The sequence below is a fragment of the Nocardia sp. CA-151230 genome (genome assembly GCF_050942175.1).
Classification (GTDB): domain Bacteria; phylum Actinomycetota; class Actinomycetes; order Mycobacteriales; family Mycobacteriaceae; genus Nocardia.
Genome location: NZ_CP192061.1, coordinates 6,807,976 through 6,830,843, shown reverse-complemented (window position 1 = coordinate 6,830,843; position 22,868 = coordinate 6,807,976). Strand labels below are relative to the sequence as shown.

The 22,868-nt window shown below is 68.1% G+C and carries 19 protein-coding genes and 2 tRNA genes; 9 read left to right on the top strand and 12 right to left on the bottom strand.

All coding sequences use genetic code 11. The features are described from left to right. Positions 1-10 precede the first annotated feature (10 nt). Complete coding sequence (locus tag ACQP1O_RS32215) at positions 11-766, top strand: SDR family NAD(P)-dependent oxidoreductase (protein WP_433562146.1); 756 nt, start codon at positions 11-13, stop codon at positions 764-766. Next, complete coding sequence (gene dgoD, locus ACQP1O_RS32210; RefSeq protein ID WP_433562145.1) at positions 763-1,908, top strand: galactonate dehydratase; 1,146 nt, start codon at positions 763-765, stop codon at positions 1,906-1,908. The genes ACQP1O_RS32215 and dgoD overlap by 4 nt, the downstream gene beginning before the upstream one ends. A 1-nt stretch (position 1,909) precedes the next feature. Here dgoD and ACQP1O_RS32205 read toward each other — a convergent pair whose 3' ends face one another. Next, positions 1,910-2,827, bottom strand: a complete 918-nt coding sequence (locus ACQP1O_RS32205; protein WP_433562144.1) for a DUF4436 family protein — start codon at positions 2,825-2,827, stop codon at positions 1,910-1,912. A 123-nt stretch (positions 2,828-2,950) separates the two neighbouring features. On the opposite strand from ACQP1O_RS32205, the gene ACQP1O_RS32200 reads away from it, so the two are divergent. Next, positions 2,951-3,643 (top strand): TIGR00645 family protein, encoded by a 693-nt coding sequence (locus tag ACQP1O_RS32200; protein WP_433562143.1) that lies wholly within the window; start codon positions 2,951-2,953, stop codon positions 3,641-3,643. Positions 3,644-3,658: 15 nt separating this feature from the next. Here the strand turns inward: ACQP1O_RS32200 and ACQP1O_RS32195 are convergent, their stop codons facing one another. The 5 genes from ACQP1O_RS32195 to ACQP1O_RS32175 form a co-directional block, all read right to left on the bottom strand. After that, positions 3,659-4,555, bottom strand: a complete 897-nt coding sequence (locus tag ACQP1O_RS32195) for a CHAD domain-containing protein (RefSeq protein WP_433562142.1) — start codon at positions 4,553-4,555, stop codon at positions 3,659-3,661. Continuing rightward, positions 4,556-5,512, bottom strand: coding sequence for a prolyl aminopeptidase (gene pip / locus ACQP1O_RS32190; protein WP_433562141.1), 957 nt, complete (start codon positions 5,510-5,512; stop codon positions 4,556-4,558). It lies immediately after the preceding gene. Beyond that, positions 5,512-5,985: a hypothetical protein gene (locus ACQP1O_RS32185; RefSeq protein ID WP_433562140.1), complete on the bottom strand. Its 474-nt coding sequence runs from the start codon at positions 5,983-5,985 to the stop codon at positions 5,512-5,514. The genes pip and ACQP1O_RS32185 overlap by 1 nt, the downstream gene beginning before the upstream one ends. 167 nt (positions 5,986-6,152) lie before the next feature. Beyond that, positions 6,153-7,010, bottom strand: coding sequence for a 3-methyl-2-oxobutanoate hydroxymethyltransferase (gene panB, locus ACQP1O_RS32180; RefSeq protein WP_433567866.1), 858 nt, complete (start codon positions 7,008-7,010; stop codon positions 6,153-6,155). Between the two features lie 185 nt (positions 7,011-7,195). Then, complete coding sequence (locus tag ACQP1O_RS32175) at positions 7,196-8,335, bottom strand: S1C family serine protease (protein ID WP_433562139.1); 1,140 nt, start codon at positions 8,333-8,335, stop codon at positions 7,196-7,198. A 301-nt stretch (positions 8,336-8,636) separates the two neighbouring features. Between ACQP1O_RS32175 and ACQP1O_RS32170 the strand changes: the two genes are divergently transcribed. The 3 genes from ACQP1O_RS32170 to ACQP1O_RS32160 all read left to right on the top strand — a co-directional run bounded on the left by ACQP1O_RS32170 (position 8,637) and on the right by ACQP1O_RS32160 (position 14,873). After that, positions 8,637-10,163 (top strand): alpha/beta hydrolase, encoded by a 1,527-nt coding sequence (locus ACQP1O_RS32170; RefSeq protein ID WP_433562138.1) that lies wholly within the window; start codon positions 8,637-8,639, stop codon positions 10,161-10,163. A 73-nt stretch (positions 10,164-10,236) separates the two neighbouring features. Continuing rightward, complete coding sequence (locus ACQP1O_RS32165) at positions 10,237-11,577, top strand: glutamine synthetase family protein (protein WP_433562137.1); 1,341 nt, start codon at positions 10,237-10,239, stop codon at positions 11,575-11,577. A 281-nt stretch (positions 11,578-11,858) separates the two neighbouring features. Beyond that, the gene (locus tag ACQP1O_RS32160) at positions 11,859-14,873 is read left to right on the top strand and encodes a bifunctional [glutamine synthetase] adenylyltransferase/[glutamine synthetase]-adenylyl-L-tyrosine phosphorylase (RefSeq protein ID WP_433562136.1); all 3,015 of its coding nucleotides are present in this window, start codon (positions 11,859-11,861) and stop codon (positions 14,871-14,873) included. Positions 14,874-15,097: 224 nt separating this feature from the next. Here the strand turns inward: ACQP1O_RS32160 and ACQP1O_RS32155 are convergent, their stop codons facing one another. Both ACQP1O_RS32155 and ACQP1O_RS32150 read right to left on the bottom strand, forming a co-directional pair. Next, positions 15,098-16,336, bottom strand: coding sequence for a hypothetical protein (locus ACQP1O_RS32155; protein WP_433562135.1), 1,239 nt, complete (start codon positions 16,334-16,336; stop codon positions 15,098-15,100). Between the two features lie 715 nt (positions 16,337-17,051). After that, entirely contained in the window at positions 17,052-17,372 is a 321-nt protein-coding gene (locus tag ACQP1O_RS32150; protein WP_433562134.1) for a hypothetical protein, read from the bottom strand. Between the two features lies 1 nt (position 17,373). Between ACQP1O_RS32150 and ACQP1O_RS32145 the strand changes: the two genes are divergently transcribed. Continuing rightward, complete coding sequence (locus ACQP1O_RS32145; RefSeq protein ID WP_433562133.1) at positions 17,374-17,724, top strand: hypothetical protein; 351 nt, start codon at positions 17,374-17,376, stop codon at positions 17,722-17,724. Between the two features lie 349 nt (positions 17,725-18,073). Then, positions 18,074-18,562: a MarR family winged helix-turn-helix transcriptional regulator gene (locus tag ACQP1O_RS32140; protein WP_433562132.1), complete on the top strand. Its 489-nt coding sequence runs from the start codon at positions 18,074-18,076 to the stop codon at positions 18,560-18,562. Positions 18,563-18,700: 138 nt separating this feature from the next. On the opposite strand, the gene ACQP1O_RS32135 is transcribed toward ACQP1O_RS32140, so the two are convergent. From ACQP1O_RS32135 to ACQP1O_RS32120, 4 genes are all read right to left on the bottom strand, one after another. Beyond that, on the bottom strand, positions 18,701-21,157 hold the full coding sequence (locus tag ACQP1O_RS32135; protein ID WP_433562131.1) for a hypothetical protein: 2,457 nt from the start codon (positions 21,155-21,157) through the stop codon (positions 18,701-18,703). A gap of 27 nt (positions 21,158-21,184) precedes the next feature. Continuing rightward, positions 21,185-21,256: transfer RNA gene (locus ACQP1O_RS32130), tRNA-Arg, on the bottom strand. Position 21,257: 1 nt separating this feature from the next. Beyond that, positions 21,258-21,332 (bottom strand) — tRNA-Glu (locus tag ACQP1O_RS32125). A 55-nt stretch (positions 21,333-21,387) separates the two neighbouring features. Continuing rightward, positions 21,388-22,212: a class I SAM-dependent methyltransferase gene (locus ACQP1O_RS32120; RefSeq protein ID WP_433567865.1), complete on the bottom strand. Its 825-nt coding sequence runs from the start codon at positions 22,210-22,212 to the stop codon at positions 21,388-21,390. 171 nt (positions 22,213-22,383) lie between these two features. Here ACQP1O_RS32120 and ACQP1O_RS32115 point away from each other — a divergent pair, with 171 nt between their 5' ends. Further along, positions 22,384-22,833, top strand: a complete 450-nt coding sequence (locus ACQP1O_RS32115) for a hypothetical protein (protein ID WP_433562130.1) — start codon at positions 22,384-22,386, stop codon at positions 22,831-22,833. Positions 22,834-22,868 lie beyond the last annotated feature (35 nt).

The following is a 22,868-nucleotide window of genomic DNA, read 5'->3' as shown; positions in this document are numbered from 1 at the left end:
GGGGAAGAGCATGTGTCGTCTGGCGGACCGGGTCGCGGTCGTCACCGGGGCGGCCTCGGGGATCGGGGCGGCCACGGCGCGACGGCTGGCGGCCGAGGGGGCCGCGGTCGTCGTCGCGGATATCGATCAGGTCGGTGGGCGTGAGGTGGCGGAGAAGATTCGCGCGATGGGGGCGCAGGCCGAATTCCAGTGGTGCGATGTGACGCTCGAGGAGTCGTGGGACGCGCTGCGGGCGCGGGTGAACGATCGGTTCGGACCCTTGGATTTCCTGTGCAGCAATGCTTCTCGGCAGGCGATCGTTCCGGCACACGAGTTGAGCAGGCGGCAGTGGGACGACGGGCTCGCGGTGAATCTGACGCCGCTGTTTCTGGGCGTGCGGGCGTTCATCGATGACCTGCGCGCCCGGCGCGGCAATGTGGTCGCGGTGTCCAGCGTGCATGCCCAGTTCGGGCTGCCGGGATATCCGGTCTATGCCGCGGCCAAGGGCGGGCTGACCGCGCTGGTGCGGCAACTGGCGGTCGAGTACGGGCAGGACCGGGTGCGGGTGAATGCCGTGCTGCCCGGACCCATCCTCACGCCCGTGTGGGACGACGTGGATGCCGAAGGGCGCGAATTGTCGGCTCGGGCAACGGTGCTGGACCGGCTGGGCGCGCCGGAGGAGGTGGCGGCCGCGGTCGCCTTCCTCGCCTCCGACGACGCCTCGTTCATCACCGGCGCGAACCTGGTCGTCGACGGTGGCTGGAGCGTGCGAAAGGAATCCCGGTGAAGATCACCGCACTCACCACCTACCTGGTCGCGCCGCGCTGGTGCTTCCTGCGCATCGACACCGACGAAGGCATCACCGGCTGGGGCGAGCCCGTGATCGAGGGCCGCGCGCACACCGTGGCCGCCGCCGTCGAAGAACTGTCCGACTACCTCGTCGGCAAGGACCCGATGAGTATCGAGGCACAGTGGCAGACCCTCACCAAGGGCGGCTTCTACCGCGGCGGACCCATCCTGTCGAGCGCGGTCGCGGGCATCGACCAGGCCCTGTGGGACATCACCGGCAAGGCGCTCGGCGTACCGGTGTGGCAGCTGCTCGGCGGTGCGGTGCGTGACCGGATTCGCGTCTACAGCTGGATCGGCGGCGACCGCCCCGACGATGTCGCGGCCACCGCGTTGGAGCGAAAGGCCCAGGGCTTCACCGCGATCAAGATGAACGCCTCGGCCGAACTGGAGCCGATCGACACGCCCCGCGCGACCCTGGACATCGTCGACCGGGTGGCCGCCGTGCGGGAGGCGACCGGCGACGACTTCGATATCGCCGTCGACTTCCACGGCCGCCTGTCCGTCGCCATGGCACGGCGCGTGCTGCCCCTGCTCGAACCGTACCTGCCGTTCTTCGTCGAGGAACCGCTGGTGCCGGAGGCCGGTGACCGCCTCGGCGAGATCACCGGCGGCACCAGCATTCCCATCGCGACCGGCGAGCGGCTGTATTCGCGGTGGGACTTCCTCCCGGTGCTGGATCGCGGTGTGGCCGTGGTGCAGCCGGACCTGTCCCACGCGGGCGGCATCTCCGAGGTCCGGCGCATCGCCGCACTGGCGGAGGCCCGCGACGTCGCCCTGGCCCCGCACTGCCCGCTCGGCCCGATCGCCCTCGCCGCCTGCCTGCAGGTCGGCTTCGCCACCCCGAATCTGCTCATCCAGGAGCAGAGCCTGGGCATCCACTACAACACGGGCTCCGATCTGCTCGACTATCTGCTCGACCCAACGGTTTTCGACTACCGCGACGGTTACGTCGGCCTGCCGCGCGAACCCGGACTCGGCCTCCGCATCGATGAGCGTGCCGTCGCCCGCGCCGCCGAGACCGGGCACCGCTGGCGCAATCCGATCTGGCACCGCAGGGACGGTTCGCTCGCCGAATGGTGAATCACCGCTGCGGCGCGAGAATTCGGAATTGATCGGTCGGATGCTGCGTGGCCGCCTTGTCCGCGCGTTCCTTCGCCATTTCGACGCGGTAGCCGACGATCACGGTGCCCACCAGGGCCGCCGAGATAATGCCCTCCGCGATGAAGAACGATGTGAAATCGATGATCGACCCGATCGGTGCGCCGCCCGGCACCGCATTGCGCAATGGCACCAGCGCGAAAAGCAGTGCGCCCATCATGGATACGGCCGGGAACATCAGACCGCGCTCACCCGCCAGGACGTAATAGCAGGCGATGGCCGCGGCCAGTGCCAGACCCAGCATGAGAATCATGATGAACAGCGCGAAGGTCAGCGACGGGACCGACCGGCTGGCATGCAGGCCGAGATCGATGCCGTTGTCGGCGCCTGATTCCGGTTGCTCGCTCACCGCGAACAGCGTGTCCCCGCTGGCCACGGTAGCGGCGGTGGGCAGGCGCCGGTCGCCGCTGAACACGTCGAAGGCCAGCACCGCGTCGTACGCGTCGAACGGGTAGTCGGTGAGCGTGCCCTCCACCACGACCTTCACCTCGGCCGCGGAGATCGGTTCGCCCGCCTTGATTTTGATCGGATCGGCCTTGAGCGCCGAGGTGTAGATGAGGGTGTCGGCGGCGAAATTGCCGTTCTTGTCCGCCAGCGCGCCGCGCGGGGCGGCCCGTACCTCGACGGTGGTGGTCTGGGTGGCCGGGTCGATCTTGGCGACCCAGATGCCCAGGTCCACCCGATCCTCGACCGCCGTATTGCCGAAGGGATGCGAAGCCTCCGCCCGCGTCCGGCCCACCTCGTAGGTGGACAGCGCGAGCACCAGCCCCACGATGAGCGCCGCCGCGATCGCGACCACCCACAGCGGGCCGCGACGTTTCTGCTGAATTCCGTGTTGCACGCGGCGAACCTATCGGCGCGCACATCAACGATCGATCAGGAAGGCATCAATTCCCGAGCGGAGCCCGCGGCCGTGATCGATTGCTGATCGGTGCTTGATTTCGTGCGTGCTGTATTGAGTCCCATGGCTTTTCCATACCCGAACGTGAATTCCCCCGAAGCCGCCCAGCAGCGCAGTCTGGGCTATTTCATCTTTCTCAGCCGATGGCTGCAGCTACCCCTGTACCTGGGTCTGATCGTGGCGCAGGCCACGTACGTGTGGCAGTTCCTGCGCGAGCTGTGGGATCTGGTGCACGGGCTGTTCGCCGACGGCAATGTCGAGACCAGCATCATGCTGTCGGTGCTCGGGCTGATCGACGTGGTCATGATCTCCAACCTGCTGATCATGGTGATCGTCGGAGGCTATGAGACCTTCGTGTCCCGCTTGCGCATCGACGGGCATCCGGATCAGCCCGAGTGGCTGGCCCAGGTGAACGCCAATGTGCTGAAGGTGAAGCTGGCCATGTCCATTGTCGGCATCTCCTCGATCCACCTGCTCAAGACGTTCATCTCCATCACCACCGACACCGACCCGGGCGCGCACAGTGCGCGCTACCTGTGGCCGGTGCTCATCCACCTGGCGTTCGTGGTTTCGGCGGTGCTGCTGGCCTGGATCGACCGGATCATGCCGCACGGCGCGCATCGGGACCACCACGACTCGAAGGGGCACCAGGAAGACCCGAACGGGCGCCAGCACGGCGAAACGGTGTCCGCGGTCGAGGGAGCGCACCCCGGCGGCTGGGGCCACGGTGACCCGGCGAGCATTCGCATCAACTAGCCCGCCGGGCGCTGGTCAAGCGAGGGGCTGTTCGCGCAGGAACTCGATCGCGTCCGGGTACTCCTCGAGCGCCTTGGCGGCCGCCGCCTCCTCGGCATCGCAGAGCCGCTGATAGCCGGACTCGGCGGCCTCGGAGGCGTGGGTGCGCAAGGTGTCCAGGGCCTCCACGGCGTCCCGATGATCGCCGAGCACACCCTGTAGGCGTTTGGCCTTCCTGCCGAGCTCCTCGGCGGGCTTGCCCAGCACCTCGGTGGCGGCCTCGGCCGAGTAGCGCAATCGCTTGGCGGCCTTGCGGATATCGTGCAGACGCTCGACGCGTTCCTCCCCGGACAGGCCGGGCTCCGTGCGCACCAGGCGGCGCAGATCCCGGAAGTCGTGGCGCAGCACGCCGGTGAAGACCCGTTCGGCCGGCTCGTCGGCGTGCGAGGCGCGCAGCGGCGGGTCGGCGATCAGCCGGTGCAGGCGCTTCATCAGGCTGCGGTAGCGGCGGCTGTCGAAGGCGTCGACCGCCGCCCGGTGTGCCGCGGCGTAGAACCGGCGCTCCTCGTCGACCAGCCGCTGGCCGAAATCCTTTCGGGGAGCGAATTTCTCACCCAGCGGCACGGTCTGCTCGTCGAACGGCACCCCGGTGTCGCCGAGCAGCGCGGCGAACCGTTCGGCCCGCACCTCGGCGTCGCGCGCCACCCCGAGCAGTCCTGCCAGCCAGCGCAATTCGTCGGTGATCTCGCCGACCGGCTTGCGCCGCAGCACCCGGCGATAGGACTTGAGGACACTGCGCAGTCGCCGGGTGGCCACCCGCATCTTGTGCACCGAATCCGGAAGGTCCTGGCGCACATCGGGTTCGGCGGTACACAGCCGGTCCACATCGGCGGCTACGGCGTCGACCAATGCGGGACCGGCTGTGGTACTCATCTACATCCTGTACTTGTCCGTGGCCTCCACCAGATGGTGGGTGATGCCGGGTTCGAGAGCGGCGTGGCCGGCGTCGGGCACCAGGTGCAATTCCGAACCGGGCCAGGCCCGATGGAGATCCCAGGCGCTGGTGGCCGGGCACACCACGTCGTGGCGGCCCTGCACGATGACGCCGGGAATGTGGGCGATGCGCCCGATGTCGCGCAGCAGCTGCCCCTCGTCGAGGAAGCCGTGATTGACGAAATAGTGGTTCTCGATGCGCGCGAAGGCCAGCGCGAAGCGCGGGTCGGCGGTTTCGGCGACCCGTTCCGGTTGGGGCAGCAGGGAACTCGTGGCACCCTCCCAGGTGGACCACGCGACGGCCGCGTCGGTGGCAAGGGCGGCATCGGGGGAGTGCAGCAGGCGGTGGTAGACCTCGATCAGATCCTGCCCGCGTTCGGCTTCCGGCACCGGCGCCAGGAACTTCTCCCACTCATCGGGGTACACGTACCCCGCGGAGCCATTGTAGTACCAATCGATTTCCTTGCGCCGCAACAGGAATATCCCGCGCAGCACCAGTTCGGTGACCTGGTCCGGATGGGCCTGCGCGTAGCTCAGCGCCAGCGTCGAACCCCAGGATCCGCCGAACACCAGCCACCGCTCGACGCCGAGATGCGTTCGCAGCCTTTCGATATCGGCGACCAGATGTCCGGTGGTGTTGTGCTCGAGGCTCGCCCCGTCCGCGATGTGCGGCGTGGACCGGCCGCAACCCCGCTGATCGAACAGGACGATGCGGTACGCCTCGGGATCGAAGAACTGCCGGTGATACGGCGAGGTGCCGCCGCCGGGGCCGCCGTGCAGGAAGACCGCCGGCTTGCCGTCCGCATTCCCGCTCACCTCGTAATAGAGCCGCTGGCCGTCGCCGACGTCCAGCATCCCCTGCTCATAAGGCTCGATCGGCGGGTAGAGGGTGCGCATCAGCCGGCCGCCAGGCCCGAAGCCAGATCCGGGATCTCGATCGCGGAGAGGGCCTGATCGCGCACATCCGGACAGGCCTTGGTGGTGACCTGGTCGACCAGGCCCCGATTGCTCGGCAACTGCAGCAGGAAGCCGTTCTGGGTCGCCCACTGGATCACGGTCGCGTTCAGCGAGATCTTGTCCAGGGTCGGGGTCTGCACCCGCCAGTCCGACAGCTGCGGCCGCATCAGGTCGCACAGCTGCTTGGCCGCCTCATCGGAGACGGTCAGCCCCGAGCCACTGCCCGCCGACGTGGTCGGGCCGCCCGTGGTGGTCGGCTTGCCCGGCGTCGAGGAGAGCGGCGAGGAGGAGCCCTGCGGCTGCGTCGAGCCCGTCGAGGAGTTGCCCCCGCAGGCCGCGGTCAATGCGAGGGTGGCCACCGCCGCGACCAGTAGCGGCGCCCGCCGAATCCAGCGACTCGTTCCACGATCCATGAACTTCCCTTTGGTCGATCCAGCTCGTTGGCTTCCGAGTCTGCCACCAAAAGTTCGCAGTGGACCTAGATGGTCGGCGGCGAATAGATTCCAATAGCCGATTGCTATGAAAGAAGCGCCCCCGCGAGCTCGCGGGGGCGTCCTCGATCACTGCGCGGCCGGTCGGCTCAGTAGCTGTGCTCCGGACCCGGGAACACGCCGCGCCGTACTTCGTCGGCGTAAGTGGCTGCGGCGGTACGCAATTGACCGCCCACATCCGCGAACTGCTTGACGAACTTGGCGGTCTTGCCGCCGGTGTAGCCGACCATGTCCTGCCAGACCAGCACCTGCGCATCGCATTCCGCGCCGGCGCCGATGCCGACGGTCGGAATGGTCAGCTTGCGGGTGACCTGCCCGGCCAGCTCGGCGGGCACCATCTCCATGACCACCGAGAAGGCCCCGGCCTCCTGCACGGCGATGGCGTCGGCGACCAGTTGCTCGGCCCCGTCGCCGCGACCCTGTACCCGGAACCCGCCGAGGGTGTTGACGCTCTGCGGGGTGAACCCGATGTGCGCCATCACCGGAATGCCGGCGGCGGTCAGCTTGTGGATGGTGTCGGCCACCCGCTCGCCGCCCTCCAGTTTCACCGCGTGCGCGCCGCCCTCCTTCATGAAGCGGACGGCCGTGGCCAGGGCCTGCTCGGGGGAGGACTCGTAGCTGCCGAACGGCAGATCCGCCACCACCAGTGCGTGCGGCGCACCGCGCACCACGCCGCGGACCAGCGGGATGAGCTCGTCGACGGTGATCGCGACCGTGGTGTCGTAGCCGTACACCACATTGGCGGCCGAATCGCCGACCAGCAGGACCGGAATCTCGGCCTCTTCGAAGAGCCGGGCGGTGGAGTAGTCGTATGCGGTGAGCATGGACCAGCGCTCACCGGCCTGCTTCATCTGCTGCAGGTGCTGCACTCGCGTCTTCCGCCGAGCGGGGGGAGTCTTCGGCGCCGCAGACCCGTACACAGGGGTTTCCGCATCGGATACGGACATCATCGTCCCTTTCGTCGTTCCTCGAGGCCCATGACCGGGTCCCCGGGTTGTTCTGACGAATGTCAGTCTGCCATTCCGGCCGTTCCCGGCAGGGATGCAATTCCTCACACCGCGCGCGGATTGGAGACATCTCGCGCAGAAGAAGAGCGAGGGGTGCACCCCTCGCCTCTTCTCCCTACTACTCGCTAGCCGATCGGGCCCTTGCCCAACTGGACCTGAGCCGACCGGGGCTGGCCGGTCTGGTCGGTCCACTTCAGGGTGACGGCGTCACCCGGGTGGTGCTGATCCATGGTCGAGGTGAGGTCGTTGGCAGAGGTGACCGCGTGGTCGTCGACGCCGGTGATGACGTCGCGGGCCTCGAGACCGAGCCGGTCCGCCGGTCCGCCCTGGACCACGCCCCGGATCTGCGCGCCGCCGGTGACCGAGCTGACCGAGACGCCGATGAACGCGGTGTCGCCGATGTGCACGCGGTCCGAGGCCTGGCCGGCCTCGATCTGCTTGGCCACCGACAGCGCCTTGTTGGTCGGGATGGCGAAGCCCTCGCCGCCGCCGATGCTGAAGCGGAACCCCTTGGAGGCGGCGGTGTCCATGCCGATGACCTGTCCGGCCGCGTCGACCAGCGGGCCGCCCGAATCCCCGGGTTCGATATCGGCGGCGACCTGGATGAGCCCGGTCAGCTGCTCGGAGCTGCCGGTGGAGTCGTCGCTGGCGGTGATGGCCCGGTTCAGGGCGGTCACCTTGCCCGCGGCCGCAGTGGGCGTGCCGCGTCCACCCGCATTGCCGAGGCCGGCCACCGTGTCGCCGACCGCCACCTTGTCCGAGTCGCCGAGCGGCGCGGTCTGCAGACCGGACGCACCGCTCAGTTTGATGACCGCCATGTCCTCACTGCGGTCGAAGCCGACCACGGTGGCGTCATAGGTCCGGCCATTGCCCAGATCGGTGACCGAGATCTTGGTCGCGCCCTCGACCACATGGTTGTTGGTGAGCACGTGGCCGTCCGAACCGATCACGATGCCGGTGCCCGCGCTCTCACCGTTCTGCAGCCCGAGCTCGGTGTTCACGTCCACGATGCCCGGCACCACGCGCTGCACGGCGGAGTCGAGATCGGCCGGAGGCGTGGTGAAGTCGATCGGCTGGCTCTGGGTGACGCCACCCGGCGCGTGTGCGATCGGATTCCCCGGCAGCGTCGACGGCCCGCATGCCACCAGACCCAGGGTGGCGGCCAGTGCCACTGCCGCGGCGGCCGCGGCCCGGATGGTGCGTGAACGCGATGAACCGGAACCGGCCGCGGCGGACCGATTCGGTGAATGTGGCTGCACGGTCATGGCATCCCTCATCAGTAGAGCCCCCAGGTCACCTCCCATTAAGCATGCCGTTTCTGAGAGCGGACTGGGGACTTACCGTGTGAACGCCCACGTACTCGGTGGGCTCGGCTCCGAACCTCTACCGTTGCCGAATCCGTGCCATGCGTGCGTTTCGCACAGCGGTGGCGGGCGCGATGTACACAGCGATGGCGGCCGCAATGTGAACGACGGTGGCGGCCGGAATGTAAACAGAGAGATATAGAGATATATGGACCGGACGAGGGGTGCGAGGGTGATTTCGGCGGGATGGCACGATCGTGGGATGGCGTTGATGCGAACCGGCCGGGTCGTGCTCCTGGTGACGGCGTTGGCGATGACCGCGGCTGCGTGCACCAGCGTGGTGGACGGCAAGCCCGTCTCGAGCACACCGGTGGGGATGGATTCCTTCTACAACCAGACCCTGACCTGGGGCAGCTGTGCCGATTACAGCGAAGACGAGATGCCCAAGAACTCCGAGTGCACGCGGGTCACGGTGCCGGTCGACTACGCCGATCCCAATGGGGCGACCGCCAAGATCGCGATCTCGCGAGTGCGTGCCACCGGCAACAAGATCGGCTCGCTGCTGCTCAACCCCGGCGGTCCCGGCGTGACCGGATTGAACATGGTCACTCTCGGTGACAGCACCCAGCTGGCCGAACGGTTCGACCGGATCGGCTTCGATCCGCGTGGCATCGGCGCGTCGCAGCCCGCCATCAAGTGCATGACCGCGGCCGAGGACGACGCCCAGCGCGCCGAGCCCAACAAGGACAACTCGCCCGCGGGCATCGCGGCCGCGGAGACCGAGAACAAGGACTTCGCCGGCAAGTGCGTCGACCGCACCGGCAAGGACTTCCTGGCCCACGTCGGCACCCGGGAGGTCGTGCAGGACATGGACGTGATCCGGGCGGCGCTGGGCGATCAGAAGCTGACCTACCTGGGTTACTCCTACGGCACCCGCCTCGGTTACGCCTACGCCGAGAAGTTCCCCGACCACGTGCGCGCGCTGGTGCTCGACGGCGCGCTCGATCCCGAGCAGGATCCGGTCAAGGAGTCGGTGGCGCAGGCCGCCAGCTTCCAGAAGGCCTTCGACGCCTACGCCGCGGACTGCGCGACCAAGGAGAAGACCAACTGCCCGCTCGGCGATGACCCGGGGCAGGCCACCAAGAAGTTCCGCTCGCTGGTGGATCCGCTGTGGGACAAGCCGGTTCCCACCCAGGACCCGCGCGGCCTGCACTACGGCGATGCCATCACCGGTGTGCAGCAGACCCTCTACTCCAACCGTCTGTGGCCCGCCCTCACCAAGGGCCTGCGTGAACTGGCCCAGGGCAGCGGCGACACGCTGCTCGCCCTCGCCGACATGTACGACGGCCGCCACGACGACGGCACCTACGACAACAGTTCCGACGCGTTCAATGCCATTCGCTGCGTCGACGACCCGGCCATTACCGACCGGTCCGTAGCCGCGAAGCAGGACGCCGACTACCGCCGTGTCGCGCCCTTCCTCGACGACGGCCACGGCAGCAACGCCGCGCCGCTGGAACTGTGCGCCATCTGGCCCGTCCCGAATACCAGCGCGCCGCACAAGCTTTCGATCCAGGGACTGCCGAAGACCGTGGTGATCTCCACGACCGAGGACCCGGCCACCCCGTACCAGGCCGGCGTCAACCTGGCGCAGCAGCTCGGCGCGTCGCTGATCACCTACAAGGGCACCCGACACACCGTGTCGCTCTCCGGAGTTCAGTGCGTCGACGACCCGGTGATTTCGTATCTCGTTGATCTGAAAGAGCCTGCGGCGGGCCTCACGTGTTGAGTCCGCACGACTCGCCGCGCCTGCTGACGTTCATGTAACACGGATTTAACTCCAGGACCCTACGCTCGCGGTCATGGACCGTCAGAAGGAATTCGTGCTCCGGACGCTCGAAGAACGGGATATCCGATTCGTGCGACTGTGGTTCACCGATGTCCTGGGGTATCTCAAGTCTGTCGCGATCGCGCCCGCCGAACTGGAGGGCGCTTTCGAGGAAGGCATCGGATTCGACGGTTCGGCCATCGAGGGGTTCGCCCGGGTCTCCGAGGCGGACATGGTGGCCAAGCCGGATCCGTCCACCTTCCAGGTACTGCCGTGGTCCACGTCGAAGGGGCACCAGCACTCGGCGCGCATGTTCTGTGATATCGCCATGCCGGACGGTTCGCCGTCCTGGGCCGATCCCCGACACGTGCTGCGCCGCCAGCTGAACAAGGCCGGTGACCTGGGCTTCAGCTGCTACGTGCACCCCGAGATCGAGTTCTTCCTGCTCAAGCCGGGCCCGCACGACGGCACGATGCCCGTCCCGGCCGACAATGGCGGCTTCTTCGACCAGGCCGTGCACGACGAGGCCCCGAACTTCCGCCGCCACGCCATCGACTCGCTGGAATCCATGGGCATCTCGGTGGAGTTCAGCCACCACGAGGGTGCGCCGGGCCAGCAGGAGATCGACCTGCGCTACGCGGACGCGCTGTCCATGGCCGACAACGTCATGACCTTCCGCTACCTGATCAAGGAAGTCGCCATCGACGAGGGCGTGCGGGCCAGCTTCATGCCCAAGCCGTTCGCCGATCACCCGGGTTCGGCCATGCACACCCACATGTCGCTGTTCGAGGGTGAGCAGAACGCCTTCGCCGACCCGGACGACCCGGACAACCTGTCGGAGACCGCGCGCGCCTTCATCGCGGGCATTCTCGAGCACGCGCACGAGATCTCCGCGGTCACCAACCAGTGGGTGAACTCCTACAAGCGCCTGATCCACGGCGGCGAAGCGCCGACGGCCGCCTCCTGGGGCCGGTCGAATCGCTCTGCGCTGGTGCGGGTTCCGATGTACACGCCGAACAAGTCGGCCTCGCGCCGCGTCGAGATCCGCAGCCCTGACAGCGCCTGCAACCCGTACCTGGCCTTCGCGGTGCTGCTGGCCGCGGGTCTGCGCGGCATCGAGAAGGGCTACACGCTGCCGCCGGAGGCCGAGGACGACGTGTGGTCGCTGACCAGCGCCGAGCGTCGCGCCATGGGCTTCCGTGAACTGCCGGCGTCGCTGGACGAGGCGCTCAAGGCCATGGAGAAGTCCGAGCTGGTCGCCGAGACGCTGGGCGAGCACGTCTTCGACTTCTTCCTGCGCAACAAGCGGCGCGAGTGGGCGGGCTACCGCGCCCAGGTGACGCCGTACGAGCTGAGGGAATACCTGGGGTTGTAACTATTTGCCCTCCGCTTCGCTCCGGGCGGTTCGCGGCCGAGGTGTAGGTCTATGGAGCCGGAACCTCGGCCTTCTCTCCTTCTCTCCTCCGCTCCAAGCGCGGGGAGCCGGAGCGCAGTCCAGGCCGAGGCGGGCCGCGAACTCTGGGTGGAGTGCTCTCGGGATTTTCGGAACCGGGGCGGGTGCATTCGGGAGTCGAACCGGCTGCGAGCGGGCAACGATGTCCCGTTTGGGAGGGATGGGCGGCACGTCCGATCAGCGTGACATGTAATTTGAAGGGCATGGTTCGGCCACCGACTGCTCGTTCCGCTGTCCCCGGTGTCGGACGGCTCGGTCTGCTCGAGCCGTCGGCCGCCGACTCTCTGCGAGAGTTGGCGTGGGACAACGTGGACAGCGTGCCACTGCTGTGGGCGCTGTCGCGGTCCCCCGACGCCGATCTGGCGCTGCTGACGCTCATCCGGCTGCGCGAGCAACTCGGGAACGACTGGGCCGCTTTGGATTACGAGCTGCGCCGGGACACCGCGCTGCGCGGGCGACTGCTGGCCCTGATCGGCTCGTCGAGCGCCTTCGCCGATCACCTGGTGGCGGATCCGGGCTCCTGGCAGCTGCTGAAGCGGAAGAACCTGCCCGATCGCGCGGAGTTGCTCGCGGATCTGCTGGACGCCGTGCGCGCCACCCCGGAGACCGGGGAGAACGCCGGGCCCATGATGCACCGGGCGGGCGTGGCAGGGCCGGAGGCGATCGCCTTGCTGCGCAAGCGGTATCGCGATCAGCTCATGCTGCTGGCCGCCATCGACCTGGCTGCCACCGTGGAGAACGAACCGGTGCTGCCGTACCAGCAGGTCGGCCGGCACCTCACCGATCTGGCCGACGCGGCGCTCACTGCGGCGCTGTCGGTGGCGATCGCGCGGGTGTGCCCCGACCGGGAGACGCCGGCCCGGCTGGCCGTCATCGCCATGGGCAAATGCGGTGCGCGGGAACTGAATTACGTCTCCGACGTGGACGTCATCTTCGTCGCCGAACCGGCCGACACCACCGCCACCCGGCTGGCCGCCGAGATGATGAGCGTGGGCAGCGCGGCCTTCTTCGAGATCGACGCGGCGCTGCGGCCGGAGGGCAAGGCCGGCGCGCTGGTGCGCACCCTGGACTCGCACATCGCCTACTACAAGCGGTGGGCGCGCACCTGGGAATTCCAGGCGCTGCTCAAGATGCGGCCCGCCACCGGCGATCTCGCACTCGGCGCCGCCTACCGCGACGCGCTGATGCCCATGGTGTGGGCGGCCTCCGAGCGACCGGACTTCGTGGCGGATGTGCAGGCCATGCGGCGGCGTGTCGAGGACCTGGTGCCCGCCGACCTGCGCGAACGCGAACTGAAACTGGGGCACGGCAGTCTGCGCGACGTCGAATTCGCTGTCCAGCTATTGCAATTGGTGCACGGCAAGGCCGACGAATCGCTGCATGTGCAGGGCACGGTGGAGGCGCTGACCGCGCTCGCCGCTGGCGGCTATGTGGGCCGCGACGACGCCGCCAACCTCACCGCCTCCTACGAATTCCTGCGGCTGCTCGAACACCGCTTGCAACTGCAGCGACTCAAGCGCACCCACACCCTGCCCGCCCCCGAGGACGAGGAGGGCATCCGCTGGCTGGCGCGCGCCGCGCACATGCGGCCCGACGGGCGGCAGGACGCGGTCGGGGTGCTCACCAGCGAGATCAAACGCAATGCGGTGCGGGTGCGGCGGCTGCACGCCAAACTGTTCTACCGGCCGCTGCTGGAATCGGTTGCGCGCCTGGACGCGGCCAGTCTGCGACTCAGTCCCGAGGCGGCGGTGCGGCAGCTGGCCGCGCTGGGCTATGTGGCGCCGGAGAACGCGCTCGGGCATCTGAAGGCGCTGACCGGGGAGGTCGGGCGCAAGGGGCGGATCCAGGCGCTGCTGCTGCCGACCCTGCTCGAATGGCTCGGTGAGACACCGAATCCCGACGCGGGCCTGCTGGCCTATCGGCGGGTGTCGGAGGGGCTCGACAACGAGATCTGGTTCCTGCGCGAACTGCGCGACGAGGGCGCCATCGCGCAGCGGCTGATGATCGTGCTCGGGTCCTCGGCGTACCTGCCGGATCTGCTGATCAATGCGCCCGAGACCATTCGCATGTACGCCGACGGGCCGGACGGGCCGCTGCTGCTGGCCACCAAGCCCTCGGATGTGGCGCGCGGAATCCTCTCCGGCGCACGGCGTTACGACGACCCGAGGCGGGCGGTGGCGACCGCGCGCTCGCTGCGGCGGCACGAGCTGGCCCGCGTCGCCTCGGCCGATGTGCTGGGCATGCTCGACGTCCCGCAGGTGTGCGAGGCGCTGTCCTCGGTGTGGATCGCCACCCTGGAGGCGGCGCTGCAGGCCGTGATCCGGGCCAGTGAGGCCGAGCTCGGCAGGCCCGCGCCCGCCGACTTCGCCGTCATCGGCATGGGCCGGCTGGGCGGGATGGAACTCGGCTACGGCTCCGACGCCGACGTGCTGTTCGTGTGCGATCCGCGGCCCGGCGAGGATGAGACCGTCGCGGTGAAATGGGCGATCAGCGTCGCCGAGCAGGTGCAGCGGTTGCTCGGCGCACCGAGCACCGACCCGCCGCTGCAGGTCGACGCCGGTCTGCGGCCCGAAGGCCGCAACGGTGCGCTGGTCCGCACGCTCGCCGCCTACTCCGCCTATTACACGCAGTGGGCGCAGTCGTGGGAGGTGCAGGCCCTGCTGCGCGCCCATCAGGTCGCCGGCGACCGCGAACTCGGAATCCGCTTCCTGCGCACCGTGGATCCCATCCGCTACACCGAGGGCGGCATGTCCCCCGAGGGCGTCCGCGAGATCCGCCGCATCAAGGCCCGCGTCGACTCCGAACGCCTTCCGCGCGGCGCCAACCCCGCCACCCACACCAAACTGGGCCGCGGCGGCCTCGCCGATATCGAATGGACCGTCCAGCTCCTGCAGCTCCTGCACGCCCACGAGATCCCCGAACTCCACAACACCTCCACCCTCGAATCCCTCGACGCCATCGAGCGCGCCGAGCTGATCGACAGCGACGACGCCGCCCTCCTGCGCGATGCCTGGCTCACCGCCACCAAGGCCCGCAACGCCCTCGTCCTGGTCCGCGGCAAACCGGCGGACCAACTCCCCGGCCCCGGCACCCTCCTCTCCGCGGTGGCCCGAGTCGCCGGCTGGCCCAACGACGACGGCAGCGAATTCCTCGACCACTACATGCGCGTCACCCGCCGCGCGAAGACGGTCGTGGAACGCGTCTTCGGCGGCGAATAGGAGCCCCGGCGACGGGACGAATCCTCCTCGCGCCCTGTCTGTTTGCGATTGCAGCCCGTCGCCGTCAGTAGACGCGCGTCGACAGTGTGACGGTGAGGTCTTTCTCGTCTGCCGGGGAACGGGCTGTCGCGGTGGAGGACCCGTTCGAGGCCGCAGGTGTGCCGCGCGAGGCTACGGTGGAAGCGTTCCATCGCTGGGTCGCGGCGCTCGTCCGGTCGAGGGGATCAGCCTGGGGCGTCGCTGTTGGCTTGCACGAGATCGTTTCGGGCTGAGGGGAATTCGGCGCCGATCGTCGGTAGGACGTGGGGGAGGGGGTTGCCGAGGAGTTCGTCCTGGCGGTCGCGGATCAGCCAGGGCGGGGTGCGGTGGGATGAATCCGGGTCGGCGGTGGGGCGGCTGCCGGGGGCGAACATGCCGGAGGGTGCTGAGCCGGGTGGGGCGGAGAGGTTGGGGGAGTTGGGTTGTCTCGGCTGGGTGAGGGGTTCGGGGCTGGGCGGGCCGGGGAAGCCGCGACCCGGATCGGGGGTAGTGGGGGTCGGGCCGGGGGACGGTGGGATCGTCGGGTGGCCGCCGGGGGTCGGGGTGAACGGGGAAGTGGGTGGGGTTGTGGCGGCGGGGTCGGTGTCGATGTAGGTCTGGTGAGGGGCGGTCGAGGGTTGACCGTCGGGGGTTCGACGGTCGGGACTCCGGTATGCCAGATCCTGCGCATCGGCTTCCGTGCCGGAACCTGGAAGGTGTTGGGTACCGGCCGGATTGGTTGCCACGGTGGTGTCGGGAGACTGAGGTCCGGGCTCGTGACTGCCATCCGGGCCGCTCCGGGCATCCGAGAGCGGGGTGGTGGGCCGGCCTGTGTCCGGGGCGGGATCGGTTGTGCCGCCGAGGTCTTCGGATGCGGTGTCGCCGGGAGATCTGAGTGCGAAGAAGGCGGGGATGGCCGTGCCGGCGGGTGGGTAGATCGGGATGTAGTTGGCGTCCAGGGCGGCCAGGGCGAGGTGGTACTGCTCGTCTCTGGTGTCTGCGGGGCTGTCGGGCACAGGTGGTGGCACGGTCTTCCGGACGGCTTCGGCGCCGTAGGCGGCGGCGATCACGCGATGGCCGGTGCTGTGGGCGATTTCGGCGACATCCGTGGCGTCGCGGACGAATTGGCGGGCGGCGGTCTCGGCGGCGTCGGCGATATGGCCGGACATGGCGGCCGCGAGTGTGGTCTGGACGGTGGCGTGCAGGGTGCTCAGGGCGCCGAACATGCTGTCGGCGATGCTCACCCAGATCTGGGCGGCGGCGTGCATGTCGCCGGGATTCATGGCCTGGACGCGGGCGTGGATCTGCGCGTGCGAGAACTGGGTGAACTGCTCCAGCTGCCGGATGTAATCCGGGTCGAGTCCGCGCCCGGCGATGCGCGACTGCTCGTGTTCGGCACCCGATTGACTCAGTCGGGCCCTGCGCCGCAAGGCTTCCGGTTCCATTCGCGTCCTCCTATCGCCCGGTCTCTTCCACTTGGACGCCGGAGGCGGGACGCCGGTTCCGCTTCGCGGAACCGAATTCTTCCCTCGCCCGCATGGCTGTTTCGACCGGCCGGCTGGGCCCGGATACAGAAAGGCCTGAAAAAGAGATAATTCACTGGGCGGGGTTACTTCACGATGTTGCCGAGTGAGCCGAGTAAGGCCGCCCACAGGCCGTCACCGGCAACTGCCGAGTCCAATAGAGACACCAGGGGCTGAAGCGATATTCCGTCGTCGAGTGAACCTATGGCAAAACCCCTCTACATATGCATAATGGCCACTTGATAAGCGAAATCTCGATCCGAGATACGGTCGCCTGCCGGTTCGGCGAGTTGGTGGGCGGAATTTGTCGGGAAGCTGCTTCTCCTGTCGAGGAATCCTGGGGCTCGCCAACGGTGTGCAGTCCAACTGATAGTTGGCATCACATATAACACCAGGTCAGGCATATGTTTGATCGAACTTGCCGCGCATTGTTCCTGTGGTGGTGACGCTGATGGGTCGCGGGGGATCGGTCGGTTCGTGTCAAAGTCTTAGTGGAATTAACTTTCCAAACTGAATATTTAATAGCAGATAAGGATCTGCTGGAAGTGCCCTCCGGCATGGCCATCGATGCCAAAACGTTATTTTGGATCCCGATCGCGGTCAGATGAGAACAGGTTATATTTTAGATCCCTTACGGTTACGGCGCGACATCTCGGGTCGTACCGTTGCTTCGCATTTTGGAGATAGTTATGAGATCGACCGCATCCATGCTGCTTCGTGCTGGAGTTGTTACTCCGGTGGCGCTGGCCACCGTCTTCTGTTTAGCCGCACCCGCAAATGCCACCGCCGTGAGCGTGAACTGGAGTTGCCAGGGCACGATCTTCGGGATAGGCCAAACCTCGAGCATGACCACATCGGTCGACGGTGCCGCGCCGAGCTCCGCGGCATCCGGCTCCGCGGTGGCCATTACCCTCACCCCCGGTGTATCCACGGTTCCCAGTTCGGCCTCGGGCTTCACCGTGACGAGTATCAGCAACCTGAAGATGATCTTCCCGACTCCGGCGAATTCGACGCTGGTCTCGGCTACCGCTTCCGGTGGGACCGTGGCCGGAACCGTCACCACCTCGGGTGGGAATGTCGTTCTCACCGTGCCGGGTCCGATCGCCGGCGGCTCGAGCTTCACCCCACCGGCGGTGACCATCAATGTGACGGCCGGTACTCCCGGAACGCCGATCACCAGCAAGTACGCGGGAACCAGCTATGCCAGTCCCGGTATGACCATGACGACCAATGTGCAATGGATCGGCGGTGTCGCGACCGCGTGCTATCCGAATCCATCCCCGACCCTCACCACCACAGCTGTCAGCTGAGTCCGAGGGTAGGCGGAAGAGCGTGACGGTCAGTATCCGCGCTGGCGAAGTGTGGTGAATATGCCTGGACTGGGCTGTTACCAGCAGCCCAGTACAGGTTCCGTCCGATCGGATCGGACAATCGCCGCCCCGGATAGTGTTCGCCCGCTTCGGCTTTCGTGCGGCGAAAGCCACTCTGGCCGGGGTATGCAATACCGGCTATCGTATCGGCTTCGGTGTCGTCGTGCAGTGCATGTCCGGCACGGCCTGCTGTCGCTTCGGCGGCCTGGGCGGTGCCCGCTCTCGGCCGGTGAATTTCGTTGAGAGGTTTCATGTTTCAAGTGTTCGAGGGTGGGAGCCTGTGCGTCCGATGTCAACCGAACCCGCTCGGATCGCAGTAGAGCTCAGAAAGGCCCTGGAGTTCTATCACGGAACTGTCGAGGATCTGGCCCGCGAATCGATCAGATTGCTGGGCGTGAACGAGACCGATCGACGTGCGCTGGAAATTGTCCTTCTCGGGGACGGGAAGTCCACGACACCCGGAATGCTCGCCGAGCGGCTGGGCCTCACCGCCGCAGGCGCCACGGTCATGCTCAACAGGCTGGAGAAGCAGGGCTATATCGCTCGCTCGCTGGACCCCACCGATCGTCGCCGGGTGATCGTGGTGGCCACGGATCTCGCCGCCCGTCGCATACAGGAACTCATCTCACCATTGGTCGACGAGGGCTACAAGATGATGCTGAGCTGGTTCGATCCCGCGGAACTCGAGACGATCGCGGCCTTTCTCATCCGGGCGGGAGAACTGCAACGAACCCACCGGCAACGGCTACGCAACATGGACCCCTACCCGCGCCGCTGAGGGTCGTATCCGGGCGGAACCGGTTGCGCACGAACAATTTTCGATGTCAGGGTTTGCGCCTGGAGGGTGAAGCTGAGGGCAGCCGTTCGCGGTGTTCGGCGAGCCGCCATTCGGTGCCGTCCACCGAAACGGTTGCGGTCAGCCGAAATACCAGTGGCGTCCCACCGCCCAGCCGAGCAGGCGGCGGCCGGTGCCGTTCGGCTCGAGCCCGTTCCGCCCGAACCGGCCGCCCGTCACGATGTGGGCCAATCCCGCGACGGCCGGCTCCAGGCGCGGGACAGCGCGCTGGTCTATCAGCCGGTCGATCTGACCGGCCTGTGTGGCGAGATCGCAATAGCTGAGCAGGAATACGGCCTGCCGCCACGCGTAGGCGGCGTTCTTCACCTGGATGAGGGCGGCATGACCGTGGGCGGGCTGACTCAGGCGCTGGATGATCCAGTCGAAGGTGCGGTTCGCCAGACCGGGCGCGGACTCGCGCAGCTGTTCGCCCAGATCCAGCGCGTCGACGAGGACCGCCAGATTGTGGGTGGTCAGAATCTGGCTCTGCTCCAGCACCGCGCCATTGCGGGCGACATAGTCGTGCCAGGTGCCCGCCTCGACGGCGCGCCGCGCGCACAGCTCCGTGAAATCGGTGGCAGTGGCCTTGCCCCAGCGGATTTCGCTCCGCGCACCGGCCCGCCATTCGTCCGCCGACGGCAGGTCGTAATACCGCTGGTACAGCGTGCCTGCCAGCGTCCGGCTCGCGATGATCGCCGCTGCCCGCCACTTCTCGGTGAACGTGCCCATGAAGATGTCCGCGGCCACCTCCTCGACCAGCGGCACTCGCAGCCCGGCCTGCTGTGCGAGGGTATGGAATTCCCGCACCAGCGGATTCGGCAGCACCGCCTCCGGAAACGACTCGATCGCCAGCAGCGTCGTCTGCCGCAGCAGCCGCCGTGCCGCCGCCGAGCCCCCACCGGAGTTCCCGTCGCGGGATTCCCGGGACTTCCCGGAGCGGAGGCCATCGGACACCCCAGCGCGGGTTGCGCCGTCCAGCCTCCCGGTGCCGGTTGCGGTGAGCGCGTGCAGGGCTGTGACCCAGGGCAATTCGTCGAACCGCACCTGATGCTGGAGGTCGAGCAGCAGCAGGCTGCGTCGCTGCCGGAAGGCCGTGTACAGCTGTTCGTACAGGCTGGCCGCCATCGGGTCCGCGATATCGGCGGCCAGTAGCCGGGAGGTGAGCTGGGGCAGCACCGCCGCCAGCACCTCGCCGGAACTGATGATGCCGCGCCGGACCAGCTCGTCGGCGGGCGCTTCGAGCGCGCGAATCGCCTTGTCCTGCAAATGCTGCGGGATGGCGGTGTCATCGGCGATCGTCACCTTGTCGTCCGCTCCGACCGGCGTGGTGACCGGGTCGAGCGAGGGCAGGCCACCGTCCGCGGGGAAGCGTTCGATGCGCGTCACGAGGACGCGTGCGAAATCCGTATACAGCGGTGCGGCAATAGCGGCGGCCTGTTCGGATCGCGCGGATTCCCGTGCGGCGCTGCCTGGTTCCCCGTGCCGGGCGAGGGTGTTGGCGAGTGCCCGCCGAACCCGGTCGACCTGCCGCGCATCCAACACGCTCACACCGGCGGGCCCCGCAGCCTCCAGCCGCGCGTCCGCGGATTGGGAGCCCGCGGTGGCTGTTCCGGGCCCGATGCTCAGGAGCGCCTCGTGCAGATGGGTGAAGTTGCTCTTGCGGTGGGCGTGGCGGCCGCGGAACTCGTGGGTGCTGCGGGCGGCCTCGAAATCGGCCAGCCAGCGGGCACGTTCGTGCATCCAGTGGGGCGGGAGGGTGCTACCCGGAAGGCCGCCGGTGACGGCGCCGGTGCGGTCGAGGCTCGGGAGGTCGCCGTCGACGGTGGCGCACCAGAGTGCGACCAGGCGGTCGTAGAGCGGGGTCCAGACCTCGATGGTGGCGTGCATGAGGGTCAGTTGTCGCGGGGTGCGCACCGCGCGCAGGGCGTCGGCGGCCTCGCCGACCGTCGCCACCCGCACCGCCGCGCCGGAGGGGCGGGCCACGGGATCGAAGGCGGGGGTGAAGCGCAGGCGCGACATGTGCGGGCGGAGTTCGGCGACCAGGTCGAGCGCCTGTTCGGGAAAACCCTTGTCCAGCAACAGCGCAACGACGGGCAGCGCAGCGTGCTCGGGGAGCTGGAGGCGATAGTGGCCGCTGCGCAGGGCTTCCAGGAGTTCGGCCTGGCCGGCGTCGCCGAGGTACCAGAGGTTGAGGCGTTCGCGAGGATTGTTGCCGGGCACCTCGGCGGGCAGGTCGGCGACTCGTTCCGCCTCGTCCCGGGTGAGCGGGGCCTCGGCGAGGCCGCGCCCGGTGGTGAATCCGCCGTGCGTCACCTGCAGGGTCACCCAGGCGGGCAGGTCGGCGACAGGAGTGCGGCTGCCGACCGTGACGCGGCCGCTCGTCAGCCCGTCCAGTACCTCGCGCCAGCGTTGTGTCTTGGCCTCGGCCCGTGTCCGTTCGGCCTTGTTCGCCCCGGCCCGCGCGATGGCGGTCAGCGCGCGGGACAGCTGCCCCGTCGCGTACCGCTCGGGACCGAAGCGAAAGACCTGATCGGACAAGGGAACTCCTGAATCGGTGACGAGTAGACCTGGCCGCGAGATTCGAACTCGCGCCCTCCCGGTCCGAAGCCGGGTGCTCTGCCGCTGAGCTAGGCCAGGGTGGGCATGGAGGCAGGATTCGAACCTGCGCCCTCCCGGTTGAGAGCCGGGTGATCTACCGCTGATCTACTCCATGTGGCGTCCGGATCGTATCCGGGACGGAACCGGATGCGCACGAACACTTTTCGATGTCAGGGTTTGCGCGCCTGGAGGGTGAAGCTGAGGGGCAGCCGTTCGGGGTGTTCGGCGAGCCGCCATTCGGAGTCCTCGCCGCACACCATGCGACCGGGCAGTGCCTCCCACGGCACACTGTGGTGTTCGACGAGCTGGGTGAGGGTCAGGTCGGCCTGCAGGACGGCCTCGACGATCTCGCCGAGGCCGTGATTCCACTCGTGGGTGGTGCTGTGGGCGACCGCCAGATCGGTGTCCACATAGGTGGTTCCGTCGTCGAACACCATGGGCTCCGGCGTCTCGAAGTACGGGTAGCCGAGGGTGAGCGCGTCGGTGCGGGCCTCGTCCACGGCCATCCGGACCGGATGGTCGTCGCGGATGAACAGCCGCCCGCCCGGCCGCAGCAGCCCGGCCACCGTCTCGGCCCAGCGGCGGATGTCGGGCAGCCAGCACAGCGCTCCGATGCCGGTGTACACGAGATCGAATCGTGCCGCGCCGAGCACGGTTACGGCATCGTAGACGTCCGCCTCGACGAAATCGATTGGTGTGGAGGTGGATTCGGCGAGCCTGCGAGCCTCGGCGAGAGAGGCGGGGGAGAAGTCGAGGCCGGTCATGGTGGCGCCCAGCCGCGCGAGGGAGAGTGTGTCGGTGCCGATGTGGCATTGCAGGTGCACCGCGTCCAGACCGCGGATGTCGCCGAGGCGCGGCAGGTCGAAGCGGACCACGTGGCTCAGGAAAGACGGATCGGCCCGGAACTTGTCGAGGGCGTAGTCGCCGGAACCGGCATGCAGCGGGGCGCGATCGTCCCAGTTGGCCCGGTTCAGGCGGCGATAGTCGCTCATGATGCTCGACTGTGCCATGGATGCGGCGGCGGTCTCAGCTGATTTTCCGGATGCGTGTCGCGGGCGGCGCGCCGTGACCGGGCCGGTGATTCCCACCGGCCGTTGCGAGACCGGGGACTTCGCGCGATATGCCGGTGGATACTCGGAGCGGGAGTCACCCGCACCTGTCCGAACGTGACCGCGACCCAACCGGTTTCGTACTGCCCGAGCACCAATGTCATCGGCACCGACGTGCCCACCCTGGCGAAACGGGCGGTCGCCGGTGACAACGGTGATCTGCTCTCCGCCATGGTGGGCGGCGACTACAACGCCTTCGTCGTCTTCGTCTCCCGCTACATGCTCGCCGTGCAGCAGGCGCGGAAGCTGAGCATCACCGGGGCCGACACCGCGGGTCTGCGCGCGGCCTGCTTCTCGGGCGCGTACAGCACCCAGCTCAGCCGGCCCGGCAGCGACTTGCAGCTCTCCGCAACCGATCTGGACGCGGCCATCTCCGGACTGCTGCTCGACGGACTGGCCGCCGCCGACGTGAACGGCGCCGTGGTCCCCAGCGGCTTCGTGCGGCTCGAGGCCTTCAGGACCGGGGTGCTGGACGGCGAGGACGCCTGCCTGAAGGCATACCGGTAGTCACCGGCCGACCGGAATCCGGAGTGGCGCAGTGG